Genomic DNA, 13464 nt, shown 5'->3' with positions numbered 1-13464 from the left:
ATAATACCTAACGGATAATTGTAACGGCTTGTGACGTTGATGAAATCAATTCTCATTAAGCTATGGATATTGCTTCATTTTGCTTTACGTCACCTTCTCCTTTTCTTTACGACTGTGGCCCGCTGACCCCAATAGAGCTACATACTAAAAATTGAGACCAAATAAAAACCCAAATTACTCAAAGTTTTTTCTCACCTTGAGTAACTTGGGTATAAGCAATAACACACTTAGGCTACGGACTTAAATGGGTAACCTAAATTTTCATACGACTTAGTTGAAAGATGCCATATCAATCACGAATCAGTGTGCAAATATTCACAGCCCTAATGATCCAGAAGTCGCTGTAAATTAATGTTAAGGTTGCTGTTTTGTTGGTGCCAAAGCAATTTCGCGAACACATACACCTTGCGGTTGCTGATAAGCAAACAGCACTGCTCGTGCAATATCGTCGGCTGCCAACACGCCCCCCATATCCTCTTTCCAAGCATCATAGCCATCTTTAATATCTTGAGACGTAGTATGTGAAAGTAATTCAGTTTCCACTGCGCCAGGTGCAATAGTCGTAACACGAACATTCGATGATGCGACTTCTTCACGTACGTTTTCAGAAATCGCATGAACCGCAAATTTGGTACCACAGTAAGCGGCATGATCAGGAAATGTTTTCTTGCCCGCAATAGAGCTGATATTAATGATCGTACCACTGTTACGCGCTTTCATCGGTGCTAAAACGGACTGCATGCCATTTAGCAAGCCAAGTACGTTCACATCAAACATGCGCTTCCACTCCGATGCGTCCTGAGTATCTATCTGGCCTAGAAGCATAACGCCTGCGTTATTTACAAGTGCATCTACCGGACCATACAACGCTTCAGCTTTCTCAATTGCCGCTTCAAAAGAAGCTTTATCGATCACATCTACCTTTTCACAAAGCGCATTTGGCAAGTTTAATGCTTCTAAACGTTCTACACGTCTTGCTAACAAAAGAAGAGCATGGCCCTGTTCGCTGAAATGACGTGCAATCGCTTCACCAATGCCTGAACTAGCGCCTGTAATAACAATTAACTTTTTCATTTTGAATCCTTAATAGAACGGTTTACCTCAATGGCGATAAGTTTAAGAAAACTTAGTTTGTTGATATATACCGACCTAGTTGAAACACTGTTGTTATACTGCAACAATACTTTTTTGAATTACGCAGAAGTCATCATGCAAACACACATCAACCTTGCGGATATCCGCTCTTTCGTCCTAATCGCTCAACTAGGAAACTTCACGAAAGCAGCAGAGCAACTTGGCGTTTCTCGCTCACACGTTTCACGTCAAATAACAAATCTGGAACAACAGATTGGTGCCACTTTGCTACAAAGAACCACTCGAACACTGAAGGTCACCGAAGCAGGCAAGGTTCTGTATAAACAGTGTGAAACCGCCCTTCACAATATTGATCAAGCTGTTATGGCAGTGGTTGATGATGTAGAAGAATTAAGAGGCGAAATTCGTATCAACTGCGTGGGGGGGTATTTAGGGGAAGACGTTGTCGCAGATATCGTTGCTCAGTTTCTAATCCAACACCCACAAGTGAACATTAACTTAGATTTTAGCAGCCATCGTGTCGATTTAATCGCGGATGAATTCGACATCGCTTTTCGAATGGGAAAGTTAGACGACTCCAACTTTATCGCTCGCAAACTGATTGATGTGGAAATGGGGACGTACGCAAGCCCAAGTTATTTAGAAACACATGGCTATCCTTCGCATCCAAAAGACTTAGAAAAACACATTTGTTTGACAGGTAGTGTGACACGCTGGGCATTCGAGAACACAAATACAAAGCAGTCAACGGAACACCAGATACGTGGACAGTTACGATGTAAGAGTGGCAGAGTAATGATAAAAGCAGCGTTGGCGGGAAATGGTATCATCCGTGTACCAGCACTTTATTGCCAACAAGAACTCCAGACAGGCAAGCTAAAAGAAGTGTTTACCGACTGGAGCATTCCGAGTGTGGAGTTTTCACTCCTTTACCATCACGACCGACATCAACCAAAACGCATCCGAGCCTTTGTTGATTTTGCTACTCAATATTTTCGTCAACTGCCGAGTAAGCACAAGTAAAGTGCTCGATAGAATTTCCCTATGTGAACCAATATATACGGAATCTATAGAGCCCAAATTTGTACTAAAGAAATACGTAAGCATCGTGATGTTTTAAGGTCTAGTTTTCATAAACATTAGCGGTGTTTGCCCAGTTTGCTTTTTGAAAAATGCAATAAAAGCACTGTCTGACGAAAACTCCAGCCAATCAGCAACGGCGCTGACTTGCATTCCCGTAGATAACAATTCAACTGCTTTTAAGAGCCTCCACTGTTGACGCCAATCTTGATAATTCATACCCGTTTCCGACTTAAATAATCGTGTTACCGTCTTGGTACTTGCCCCCACTTTGCTTGCAAGAGTAGTAAGCGAAGGAGCGAGAAATGAAGGTTCAACCAACTCCCTGCGAAATGTTGTTAAGCGCCGATGTGATGGCAAAGGCAACTGAAACGAATAACGTTTCGCAGCATAAAACTCCTCCCAGAAGAGTGCTGTCGTATTTAGCATCTCGCTGTTAGGCTTATCCCACTCCCAAAATGACATTTTATCAATGAGGGCTTGGAGTAAATTATTCACTTCTATCATCGTGATCTTACTCGGACACGCAAACACCTCACAATCAAAATACAAAGATCGATACGCAACCACATTCGTCATCAGTGCGCGATGCGGCGTATTAGGTGGGATCCAAACCGCCTTTGTCGGGGGCAGAATACAAATCGAGTCCTTCAGAGCAAAACTCATACAACCTTGAGGTGCGTACAACAATTGCCCTTTCTTGTGCTGATGCATACCCGAGTCGTGCTTGCCAATATCCGCAGCAATTCCCACTACACAATTAGAAATTTTGTCTGCGTCAAACTGTGTTTCTTCGTCAATAAGTGCCATTTTGTCCGAATATTGATGTATTTGGTTTTTATGTTGTTATTGGCTCAATCATAGCCTCATTTATACTGCCCGCCAACTTCATTAACAATGGGTAACAATATGAATACTAAGCCCTCTTTATGGCTCATGCTGGTTATGTTGATGTTTCCGCAAATTGTAGAAACCATCTATAGCCCAGCGTTGAGCTCAATCGCTCTATCATTTGATGTAAACCACGCACAAGCAGCACAAACACTGTCGATTTACTTCCTAGCGTTTGCCATTGGCGTCGTTGTTTGGGGAGTGCTCGCAGATAAACTGGGAAGAAGGCCTACCATGTTAATTGGGCTCTTTATCTATGGTTTTGCGTCTTTACTCGCAACTCAAACCGAGAGTTTTGCTGTTGTCATGGCTGCGCGAGCCCTGAGCGCATTTGGTATCGCGGTAGGTTCCGTTGTCACACAGACCATGCTTCGTGACGCGTTTGACGGTCAAGAACTGAGTAAAGTCTTCAGCTTAATGGGGATGGGTATATCAATCAGCCCGGTAGTAGGCATGCTATTAGGCGGACAGCTTACAGGGCTTGGTGGATATCGTTATGTGTTTTTTGCCTTATTTTTAATCGCGCTAGTATTGCTCGCTTATAACGTTATTAAGCTTCCTGAAACACAGAAGGGACACACACCAGTGCGGTTGCATCAACTTAGCTGGAAAATGGTAAGAGACGCGCGAATTTGGCGCTCAGGATTACTGGTTGCTTTGTATAACATTGCTCTATTTTCTTATTACCAGCTTGGCGCATTTACTTTCTCAGCACTTGGGTATAACTCCGAACAATTTGGATACAGTGGCATGGTACTGGGGTTAGGCACTCTGCTTGGGAGTTATTTAAACAAATCCCTAGTGTCTAAAAATGTTCGAAAAAGCCAACTACTTTGGCTCTCAGCAGTATTGCTTAGTTTGGGATCAGTCGGTGTGTTGATTCTGAGCCAATCAATCTGGTTTGTTGCTCCAATGATGTTAGTCGTCATGTCGTATGGGATTGCGATACCCAATATACTCAGTGACGCACTCGTTGATTATAAACAACAGGTAGGTAGCGCAGGCGCTTTATTTGGGCTCATGTACTACATCATGATCGGGACGGGATTAGCGATGGCTGGAACAGCACAAAACTTAGGTGTCGTTCTACTAGCATGTAGCTGTTTAGCAATTTTATTGGCGTTTTCTACAAAACAAGTTCATACCGACTTGTGACAATAATGAAATACTCTCCGTAATGGTTCACCGAGAATCTAGAGAATTTTTCAATCAATAGGAACTGAGGAGCACAATAGTAACCGCTCCTCAGTTGTCTTCTAGAGTGCGATCTAAACTAAATTAACCTTAAAGAAGCTCTCTAATTTATCAAATGGGATCACATCCAATTGATCGTATAGATCCGTATGATTCGCATTTGGAATGACCATCAATTCTTTAGGCTCTGCCGCCGCTTCATACGCCGTTTCACTGAAATAGCGAGAGTGCGCCTTTTCGCCATGAATGAACAACACTGGGCGTGGAGATATCTCTTCAATGTAGGTCAGAATTGGCATATTCATAAACGACAGCGGCGTTGTGAGTGTCCATGCTGCATTTGAGTTAATCGCTCGTGGATGAAAGCCTCGTTCAGGAGACTTGTAATAGGCTGCATACTCAACAACAAATTGGGGCTCACCTCCAACTAACTCAAGCGATACTGGCCCGTAAGTAGGCGTTCCATTTTCGGCATCTTCCCATCGTTGCAGGCTTAGCTGCTCTAACGTTTGCGTGCGCTGTTCAAACGTCATACTGTCGTTATAGCCTTTAGACATTACACGGGTCATATCATACATCGTACTGGTTGCGACTGCTTTGACGCGTTTATCTGTAGCAACTGCGTTTAACGCCATGCCGCCCCAACCACATATGCCTATCACACCAATTTTCTGACGATCAACGTCTTTCTGTAGGCCAATAAAGTCCACAGCTGCGCTAAAGTCCTCTGTATTGATATCAGGTGATGCAACGTTTCTTGGTTCACCACCACTCTCTCCGGTATACGACGGATCAAACGCCAAAGTAATGAAGCCTCGCTCGGCTAATGTTTGAGCATATAACCCTGAAGACTGCTCTTTCACAGCGCCAAATGGACCACTAATGACGATAGCCGCAAGCTTGCCACTTTTATTTTTAGGTTGATAAAGATCCGCTGCCAACGTGATGCCATAACGGTTTTTAAAACTCACTTTGCGATGTTGAACTTGGTTACTTTTCGTAAATGTTTTATCCCAGGTGTCACCAAGATTTATTTGCGTCTCAGCTTGAACGGAACTCGTTGAGAGCGATCCGACTCCCATAGCAACCACGCTGGCACCCGTCATTTTCATCATATTGCGACGACCTTCATCAGGTTCATCTTGGTAACTTGCTTGATTGTCGTTCTGGCTTTTCATGGTAGGCACTCCTAATTAACGTAACACACGATGAGTACAGTACGCGGAGGCTTTATCGCTCCTACTTTACTGACACGTACATTGTTGCAACTTTCGTATTTTTTCGTTAACCAGATACTACGCATTGCTTGCCTAATCTTCCGAAGATTGGTCTAAACCTCTTCTAACGTTAATTAAGGCGTAAATAAAAAGCGCCTGTCGGCGCTTTAATTATCTATAGCTCTTATTGCCATGTTGGCTCACCAAACTCTTCACAACGTTGCTTGTCGTAATTTTCAATGCGCCCGCGTTTACCTACAAACTGAACCTGAACAACCATTCCAGCTTCAACATATTCACTGAAATAATCGCAAGAAACACGAAAACTAGTATCGCGTATCACAATTGGTACCCATTCATAGCCGCCGCTGCGTGGTAAGTAAGACTTGAAGGTAATGACCCCGTCATCTGAAACGTTGATTTCTTGATCATATTCATTCAACTTATAAAAACGTTGTCCATCAAACTCTGCCTTTGCTTTTTCAATTATTTCCTTCGTTGCTGTCGATTGCATCGGCGTATTTGACACCAGTTGACACCCAACAACAGATGTCAATACGGACAAAGCCAAAGCGAGTTTAGTTATTTTATTCATTTACCTAACCACTGTAGAATTATTCAACACTTATCATTTTAAAAGGAGGGAGACCATACTTTATTTTAAAGAAAATAAAAAGCGCCTTTCGGCGCTTTTTATCTGAACATTTCTTATCCAAACGTCTCGAGTAAATTTTCTAGAAAAGCTAACTCTTTATTACAATGAATTTTATTTAGGCTCTCACTGGAATCTATTGCTATTTAATCCCAAGCTTCAAACTCATTGGGCTTTACGTGTTTTATTTTTAATCTAACGCTAGGAGCCAGAGCTGTTTCAGTTTCCAATTCATAGTAGTACTCAACAGCATTTTCATCTTCAATCATGTCAACGGAGTTAGCAACGACACTCAACCGTCCACCACCTCTTGTCAATGAAAAGTACGCATTCTTGTTTTCATTTACTTCAAATTTCAAAGGAATGTATTCAGGTTCTTTAAGAGAAATATCTACCCATTTATAGCTATCTAAACTCTTCCCTTGTCGTGGGGCATAAACTGTTTTCAACCCATTTTCGTCAACAACGAAGTACATCGAATTCTCGGCTTGATTAAAACAAGCTTTCAAGCCACCACCTTGATTTTCCAAATCACATGTAAATACAACAGAGTCTTGTTCGCAGCATGCATTTACAAAAAATGGTAATGGCAAAATAAATAAAAAACTCACTACCTTAATAAATTTATAAACCATATTAAACTTAAGTGTATCGACTGGATTTAAAAATAAAGACAATACAGAGCCTTGTCAAAATAGAGATCGCGAATATACATCGGACATTCCAAAAATGAAACATTCATCAACATCTACTCTAGTCTTCTATACTGTTCATAAGTTAATGTCGATCGTCATATCTTGTACAGATTTATATAAATTGTTAACTATAAAATCAGAGAGTGCTCTTCTATCATAATTTTCCAAATTAATAATACTCTCTGGAGACTGTACATTGACTTTATATATCGTGTTTTCACCTTCTCTTTTATCAAAATTCTCTTCGAGATATAAAACATCGGTTAGAACAATTTTATTATTTTTGTAAGAATAAACCAAAATAAAACTATAATTAGAATTATCTTCCTGTGTTGTTGTTAATATAATATTATTTCCAACATTTTGGTTGGATGAATAACCCAATTTCTTCACTAGAGTATTTGATATAATCAATTTGTAATTAATATCATTTTCTAACACATCAGGATAATTACTCTCATTGCCTGAAATCGTTGATATTTGATTATCACCAAGCAATATATCTTGACCTAAAAAACGTTGCTCAGATTTTGAAAAGTAATAATCTCCATCAATTTTATTTACCTCAATTTCAACTTTTTTATTTTTAAGATCTATTAAAAATAAATCTTCAACTTGAGAAAAAGAACTAAAGCTCAATAAAGCTGAGGATATAAACACGATCAACCTTACTAAAAATTTATTCATTACATAAAACCTCATATATATCCAAAAAATACTTTGTTCTTTTTTCTTTGTGAGAACGTGGAAGGCGTGAGTTAACAACATTAGTGATACTATTTGTACTAGCTATACTTCCGGACACTTTCTCATTCAAATTATTAACATCCCAAAAGCCAAGAGCAGCTAAAAACCCTTCTTTGGTTTTCAAAACCGAGTAAGGGTCATCTGAAATATTAAAACCCAAGTCTTGAATTTTATTTTCCAATCTAGTTTGAACAGCGTCATAGTTATATTTCCAAGTTAACTGTATAAACCCCTTCCCCTTATACCTCAATCCAGAAACGTCTCCTCCCTTGACGAGTACAAAATGGCCATCTGGTGAGTCACAAGAATAAACACGTTTCGCTATCTCATCTTCCTGAGGAAGCTGGCTATAATAATAGCTTCTTCTTCTCACATACTTTTTCTTATCCGCCTGTGAAAGTGCTTTGTATTCACTTTCATCAATTCGTATGTAGCCAAGACTAGCTGCTTCTTCAGGGTATTTATTGAAGTAACGCTTAAACATTTCTTTTAACCTATCGACAGAATACCATAAGTCCTCTTCATTACCTTCTAGTTTCGAACCAACTTCAGCTCTTATCTGAGCAAAAAATTGTGCTGCTCGTTCATTGGTATTTATTTCAAAGCTACTGGCATATTTATTAAATAAGTCACGCACTTCTTCTCTTTTACTGAGGGAAGAATCTGGAAACATCAGATTCATTTGCTTTTGAGTCACGTAGTAACCCGAAACAAAAGAATTAACAAAAGGCCAATAATGCCAAAGACTCTTGTCACCGCTTAGTTGCAAATCACCTTGTAAATCCTGCATCCATGAGAACTTATCTGCTCTTTCCAGTTCGAATTGCGAGAAAAGATCAAAGCTATCCATCACTTGATCGCGCCATGGGGAGTTGCGGTAGTCTTCTTCAGTCACAAAACCAGCGGAGCACTTAATATCTAGAGCTTCCTTAGCGGTCTGATGGATTGATTCATAAAGACTTTGTGACGATTCTGTATGCCAATCTGTAGGATGTTTCACTATAAATCGCTCAAAGTGTTTACGCTTACCATCTAAGTATACTTTGGCATCACGAGCAGTGAACGAGGAAAAATCCGTTACTTGATCTTCTGTCACAGATTCAAGTAACTGCTGAATAAACGAATTACTCATATCAACGGCACCACTACTATCGGATCCATCGAGAACGACCAGTGGATTTTCTTCCGCATTTTTGGGAGAAATCTGTTTTTTGAAAAATTCGGGCGGCTCCTCAAAAGAAAACATCTCGATATGCACGCGATTATCGTCTTTCTTAGTTCCTATTGCATCGTTGCTGTACTCGTGCAGTCCCATGTAGCCGATATCTTCCCCAGCTGAAACTTTTATTTCCTCTCTAAATAAGATCGGGAGTAAACAAACCACACTACCGTCCCTAATCATTGCCGCGTTGTCCGACATCCATTTAGGTTCTGAAACTGGTTCTGATAGGACAGCAGAGGAATCTTCTAAAATGTCAAAGTCACTATTGAGACCCGAAGCAAACCAAACAATCTTGTTTAGCAGTGCTTTTTCGCTACCACTTGCCGATTCACCATTCTCTACCACACGGCACTTTATCATTTTGTAGGTATTTTTGCCGATCTGGTATGGGTGGGTTTCCTTCTCTTCAGCATACAAGTATTCAAGTAATGTCCCTTTAGACATCGACCGTTTTTTTACTTTTACGCTAGAGTTAGTAGGCACATCACTATGTTCGAAAATGCGTACATTACGCCTTTCTTGTAAGCGATAACGCGTGTTTATTGATGAATTAGCGCCAATATCTGAAGGTGGCGCAAGGTGCATATAAAGTGTATAGAATTTAAATACATCTTCACTATCTTCGGGGTTTACAGCCTCATGCTCGATAAGCACAAAGTTATTACTGTATTTAAACTCTTGCTCTTGGTACGTTGATGTTAGGTAATCAGGATTTATGCGAAATGCCACTATTTTTCCATCAAGCATCGCTTGAATAGGTCTGAGCCCTTTCCCCCACGGTAACATTTTTGATGTTAAGTGAACACCACTATGCCAACCATATCCTTGTCCTATTAAATAACGACCACTCTTAGCTTGAGCAAACAATTTCGTAAAATCACTGAGCGTGTAGTAAGCGTCACCTTCTCGTTGCGCTATCGGAAAAACTGCATCCATGATTTAAATGTCCTAGTCAGAAAAGTTATCGTCAAAAGTGACAAATGATGGGCGGTTCAAATTGTTTGACTTCGTGTACACCACCGCATTAACCCTACCTAAATTAGTAGCAAAGCTAGATTGGCTCGCTATGTTAACGGTACTCCCAAGGGCCATTGCCGATATAGAGATTAGGGTGTCATTTTTGGTCTCGAAAATTTGGCTAATGACGTCAGGAAGTGCTTGTTTGAAGTGGTTAAGTGCTTTTTTATAACCGTTTATACCCTCTTCAACAGAACTCAACGATCTTGCAGAAGCTTGGCTTTGTATGAAATCTAAACGACCGATGATTTCACTGTTTAGCTCATCGATGTATGAACAGATTTGATTGTTTATCAACGTCCATAAAACAAACTGCAAATACTTCACAGTATTCCCAGTCCCTAAAAAGCGAAGCTTCGCCAATAATTCATAGGGAGGCTCAAACACATCGGCTTGATATAAGACTCTCAATATATCGCCATTTTCGTGCACTTGCTCCAAGAGCAGTTCAACTAAAGGTTCATATTTCTCTAGCGCAGTAGTATCAGTTTGGATGTGATAAAGTGCCGAAACATAAGCATCAGAAAAGTCTTTAGAGTGATTTTGACTAATCGCATAAGGAGACGATATACGGCTTTGCTCTAACACAATATCTTTAAAGTCATCATCACTGAAGGATGGGGACATCAATATCCCCCAGTCATTAGCAACCCCAACACGATCTTCCCAAAATGGCGAGCGGCGACCTGCGACAAACATACAAAAATCATTCGGATCAGGGTAAGTTTCCGTCACAATATTTTCAGCTAAAGATTGGGTCGGGGTGTATGAGTCTTGAGTTTCGCTGAGCACTAACTTGCATTCTTTTAGAGCGAGACCATTAACAGATGCTTTTCCGCTAGAATCCAGCACTCCACTCCCAATGACAGCACCTGAAGGTTCGACTAAAGAAAATTGTGCATTAGAGTAAGGGAGCCCATTTGGATATTTGCATTCTATATCCAGCGTATACGTCCCTTCCTGATCTTCCGTAACAGAAACCGATGGGTTTTGTGCCCCACCCAAACACATGGTGTTGGCTTTGTTCATGGTCATTTGATCGGACAGGCGACATACGCCCTTACCTTCAAACTTAACCGTTGGTGAAGCTGAAATGAATTTTGCTTCGGCTTCTATCGTGCCTGAGGCAACGCCTTTTCTGTCACCGCCCGCATCGCCAGTACTTTTTGAGAACGTACTGCCCTTGATAGCGACACTGTTACCGCCATCCATAGAGACCGTCGTAGTCCCACCTGCAAGGTCTGCTGATTTAGCATTGTTGCCATAAGGGATAGGAACGACTGGCTTGCCGACCTTAGTTAAACAAACATCTGGGAGCGTTGCATTCGCTTCACCACCTGAGCCTTTATGAACTATCGAAAGTCCATTCGCACCAACTGTTACGCCCATAACCAATCCATTTGAATTTTATTGATTGAATGATAAAAGAGATCGCACATTGCAATCTCTCTAAATGACTAGTGAATTTCACTAAAAGACCAGTGATATTCACAGCAAACCTTAAAACTGGCAGAAGATCTCATTTTTAGATTTCTGGTTATCTATACACTTCAAGCAGTTGCTGGAATTTTAAGTCTATGACGATGTAGGTTGCCGCATACATAAGCGCAAACGTAATCGCACTAAGACTCAAGATCAGCTTGGGTGAAATTACCCTTTTTAACGGCTTCTTTAGGTATTTAGCTTTAAGGTTAATTAAAGAAACTTTTTCTTGTTCTGCTAGGCGGTCATCTCGCACTAATCGATAAATGGTGCTGCCAATTTCCGCTAACTTTTCGTTACCACGCTCTTCACGGCCGTACTTGCCTTGGAAACCAAGTTGAAGCAATAAATAGAGAAACTCTATAACGTGACGGTATTTGCGAGGGTCGGCTTTTAAGCGGTCGAGAATAACGAAAAACTTGTCACCACCAGAGGTTTCGTTATGGAATTCAGACAGTAAGCTGTTCTGGCTCCAGTGACTATTTGCCCCCCATTCTTGCCGACAAACAGATTCATCAATCGCCGCACACAAGCAGTAACGAATAACAAGAACCGAAGCACGATCGAGCTCCATTTCATTAAGTTTTCGTTCACCTTTTCGAATCTCACGTGCCACTTGTTCACGAAATGGCATCGGGTCATCAAGCCAAGGGATCGAAGACATACAAGACAGACTGGCGATCAACCATGAGAATTGATCCACCAGCGGGTTAATACCCATGTTGTCGATAGATAGATCTTGTACTGCGATGTTTCTCGATAAGTCAGGCGCTGGCATTACCTCCATTGGTTTGCCAGGCTCTGGTTGGAATAAGACTACGGTGACGTCTGTTTCTGCGTAACTCATAGACGAACGGCCCAAAGTTGCAATGATAAGTTAGCGAAATCGCCCGCAACGTGAATCGCAATCGCAGCAGTGTTCTTCAATGCCATCCACTCTTCACCCGTTTTATCGAGCTCGAAATAGGTATAGCCAGCGTGATACGGCAGCGCGCGTGGCACAACTGGCATTGGTTTGATCTCAATCCCTGGCAGTTGAAGGTTAATCAAGTCGCGAATGTTATCGATTGAACCGATCTTCGTTTGGCTGACAAACTGCGTATGCAGGACATCCAAGGTAACGTCGGCTTTAACTGCAAGAATAAAGGTCGTCGTATCAATGATCTTATTGTCAGGGATCGCTGCCGTTCTGATGCCATAGTTCTGATCTTTTAAGGTCAGTGGAATTGCTCTTTGTTCAGACATCACGCTCAATGTCATTTTCGCACTGTCTAGAACGCGAGAAAGACAGCTAGTAAGATCACCATGATTGTATTTAGTAAACTCAATAGGTCGGCGTGTCGTCGAGCACAGCGTCGAAAGCTCGCCTTCTGCCTGAAGAAGAATTCGATACAAAGACTCAGGGTGTACAGCTTCTGTGTTTGCAAAATGCCAAAACAAGGGTTCGTATCTATTGAGCGCTTGCAATAGCATAAAGTCAGAAACTGATGATACGCCTTGTTGATCCACCACTCCCAGTCGCTGAACTATGGATTCTGCGCGGTGCTTGAGCATAGAAGCAAACTCCGTCGCGAACTTATTAAGTACCGTAGATGCGTGAATATCAATACAGGTAGGAATGAAACTATCATCTAAGATCACGCTGCCATCTGGCTTCACTTCCGAGATCTTGAGGATCGGAATAGACGTGTAAGCACTTTTATCTTCATGGTCGTACATTAAGCAAAAGTTAAGCTTACCGACGACGATATTTGCCATGTCTTCCGAATCATAACAAGCATCAACCGCTTCTTGAGATTCCATCGTATAACGTGCACCGTCTTTTTTAGTGCCAAATAACTCAGAACGTTCCGATGGTAACGGACAGCACAAATAAACCACTTTATCGGCAATCGAAGGATCCACATCTTTCACTTCTGGTAGTTCAGCGAGCAGTGGAAGCTCAAATGGCGTGCGGTCCTGTAGGATGCCTTCTGCACGCGTAATACCAATTTTACCGAGGGCTAGCAGTTGTGAATTTATTTCCAAACGCTTAATCCCCCAATGTAAAGGAGATGCGTTGTTGCTCAACATGCTCGACAGTTTACTTTGCGAACGATCGAGTTGTTGAAAATGCTGCGGCTTCATGAACATTCCATCTTGCCAAACAACTGGATTGTATAAAGACATGTT

12 protein-coding genes are annotated in these 13464 nt (G+C 41.4%); 2 read left to right on the top strand and 10 right to left on the bottom strand.

Features of this window, described 5'->3' with window-relative positions; translation table 11 throughout:
• Positions 1-354: 354 nt before the first annotated feature.
• A complete protein-coding gene (locus CBX98_RS16995) occupies positions 355-1074 on the bottom strand; it encodes an SDR family oxidoreductase (RefSeq protein WP_006741073.1) in 720 nt (239 codons plus the stop codon).
• A gap of 135 nt (positions 1075-1209) precedes the next feature.
• On the opposite strand from CBX98_RS16995, the gene CBX98_RS16990 reads away from it, so the two are divergent.
• Positions 1210-2118 carry a LysR family transcriptional regulator gene (locus CBX98_RS16990; RefSeq protein ID WP_109169969.1) on the top strand — a complete coding sequence of 303 codons (909 nt, stop codon included), beginning with the start codon at positions 1210-1212 and terminating at the stop codon, positions 2116-2118.
• A 93-nt stretch (positions 2119-2211) separates the two neighbouring features.
• On the opposite strand, the gene CBX98_RS16985 is transcribed toward CBX98_RS16990, so the two are convergent.
• On the bottom strand, positions 2212-2985 hold the full coding sequence (locus tag CBX98_RS16985) for a helix-turn-helix transcriptional regulator (RefSeq protein WP_109169823.1): 774 nt from the start codon (positions 2983-2985) through the stop codon (positions 2212-2214).
• A gap of 99 nt (positions 2986-3084) precedes the next feature.
• Here CBX98_RS16985 and CBX98_RS16980 point away from each other — a divergent pair, with 99 nt between their 5' ends.
• A complete protein-coding gene (locus CBX98_RS16980; protein WP_109169822.1) occupies positions 3085-4221 on the top strand; it encodes a multidrug effflux MFS transporter in 1137 nt (378 codons plus the stop codon).
• Positions 4222-4334: 113 nt separating this feature from the next.
• Here the strand turns inward: CBX98_RS16980 and CBX98_RS16975 are convergent, their stop codons facing one another.
• The 8 genes from CBX98_RS16975 to tssK all read right to left on the bottom strand — a co-directional run bounded on the left by CBX98_RS16975 (position 4335) and on the right by tssK (position 13461).
• Positions 4335-5438, bottom strand: a complete 1104-nt coding sequence (locus CBX98_RS16975) for an alpha/beta hydrolase (protein ID WP_109169821.1) — start codon at positions 5436-5438, stop codon at positions 4335-4337.
• A 223-nt stretch (positions 5439-5661) separates the two neighbouring features.
• Entirely contained in the window at positions 5662-6072 is a 411-nt protein-coding gene (locus CBX98_RS16970; RefSeq protein WP_053807869.1) for a hypothetical protein, read from the bottom strand.
• A 203-nt stretch (positions 6073-6275) separates the two neighbouring features.
• A complete protein-coding gene (locus CBX98_RS26585; protein WP_242446591.1) occupies positions 6276-6806 on the bottom strand; it encodes a hypothetical protein in 531 nt (176 codons plus the stop codon).
• Positions 6807-6899: 93 nt separating this feature from the next.
• Complete coding sequence (locus CBX98_RS16960; RefSeq protein ID WP_109169820.1) at positions 6900-7511, bottom strand: hypothetical protein; 612 nt, start codon at positions 7509-7511, stop codon at positions 6900-6902.
• Positions 7504-9729, bottom strand: coding sequence for a hypothetical protein (locus CBX98_RS26580; protein ID WP_242446590.1), 2226 nt, complete (start codon positions 9727-9729; stop codon positions 7504-7506). Before CBX98_RS26580 ends, CBX98_RS16960 begins: the two co-directional genes overlap by 8 nt.
• 12 nt (positions 9730-9741) lie before the next feature.
• Positions 9742-11199: a DUF4150 domain-containing protein gene (locus CBX98_RS16950; protein WP_109169819.1), complete on the bottom strand. Its 1458-nt coding sequence runs from the start codon at positions 11197-11199 to the stop codon at positions 9742-9744.
• A 148-nt stretch (positions 11200-11347) separates the two neighbouring features.
• Positions 11348-12139 (bottom strand): type IVB secretion system protein IcmH/DotU, encoded by a 792-nt coding sequence (gene icmH / locus CBX98_RS16945; RefSeq protein WP_006741083.1) that lies wholly within the window; start codon positions 12137-12139, stop codon positions 11348-11350.
• A complete protein-coding gene (gene tssK, locus CBX98_RS16940) occupies positions 12136-13461 on the bottom strand; it encodes a type VI secretion system baseplate subunit TssK (protein ID WP_006741084.1) in 1326 nt (441 codons plus the stop codon). Before tssK ends, icmH begins: the two co-directional genes overlap by 4 nt.
• Positions 13462-13464 lie beyond the last annotated feature (3 nt).

The organism is Vibrio sp. T9 (assembly GCF_003123985.1).
GTDB classification, from domain to species: domain Bacteria; phylum Pseudomonadota; class Gammaproteobacteria; order Enterobacterales; family Vibrionaceae; genus Vibrio; species Vibrio diabolicus.
The sequence above is the reverse complement of the archived record's forward strand: the minus strand, read 5'-3'. Positions and strand labels throughout refer to the sequence as shown.

What these genes read in the sequence shown, in the direction of transcription:
- CBX98_RS16995 (WP_006741073.1), bottom strand. Translation starts at nt 1,074, where the DNA reads ATGAAAAAGTTAATTGTTATTACAGGCGCTAGTTCAGGCATTGGTGAA.
- CBX98_RS16990 (WP_109169969.1), top strand. Translation starts at nt 1,210, where the DNA reads ATGCAAACACACATCAACCTTGCGGATATCCGCTCTTTCGTCCTAATC.
- CBX98_RS16985 (WP_109169823.1), bottom strand. Translation starts at nt 2,985, where the DNA reads ATGGCACTTATTGACGAAGAAACACAGTTTGACGCAGACAAAATTTCT.
- CBX98_RS16980 (WP_109169822.1), top strand. Translation starts at nt 3,085, where the DNA reads ATGAATACTAAGCCCTCTTTATGGCTCATGCTGGTTATGTTGATGTTT.
- CBX98_RS16975 (WP_109169821.1), bottom strand. Translation starts at nt 5,438, where the DNA reads ATGAAAAGCCAGAACGACAATCAAGCAAGTTACCAAGATGAACCTGAT.
- CBX98_RS16970 (WP_053807869.1), bottom strand. Translation starts at nt 6,072, where the DNA reads ATGAATAAAATAACTAAACTCGCTTTGGCTTTGTCCGTATTGACATCT.
- CBX98_RS16960 (WP_109169820.1), bottom strand. Translation starts at nt 7,511, where the DNA reads ATGAATAAATTTTTAGTAAGGTTGATCGTGTTTATATCCTCAGCTTTA.
- CBX98_RS26580 (WP_242446590.1), bottom strand. Translation starts at nt 9,729, where the DNA reads ATGGATGCAGTTTTTCCGATAGCGCAACGAGAAGGTGACGCTTACTAC.
- CBX98_RS16950 (WP_109169819.1), bottom strand. Translation starts at nt 11,199, where the DNA reads ATGGGCGTAACAGTTGGTGCGAATGGACTTTCGATAGTTCATAAAGGC.
- icmH (WP_006741083.1), bottom strand. Translation starts at nt 12,139, where the DNA reads ATGAGTTACGCAGAAACAGACGTCACCGTAGTCTTATTCCAACCAGAG.
- tssK (WP_006741084.1), bottom strand. Translation starts at nt 13,461, where the DNA reads ATGTCTTTATACAATCCAGTTGTTTGGCAAGATGGAATGTTCATGAAG.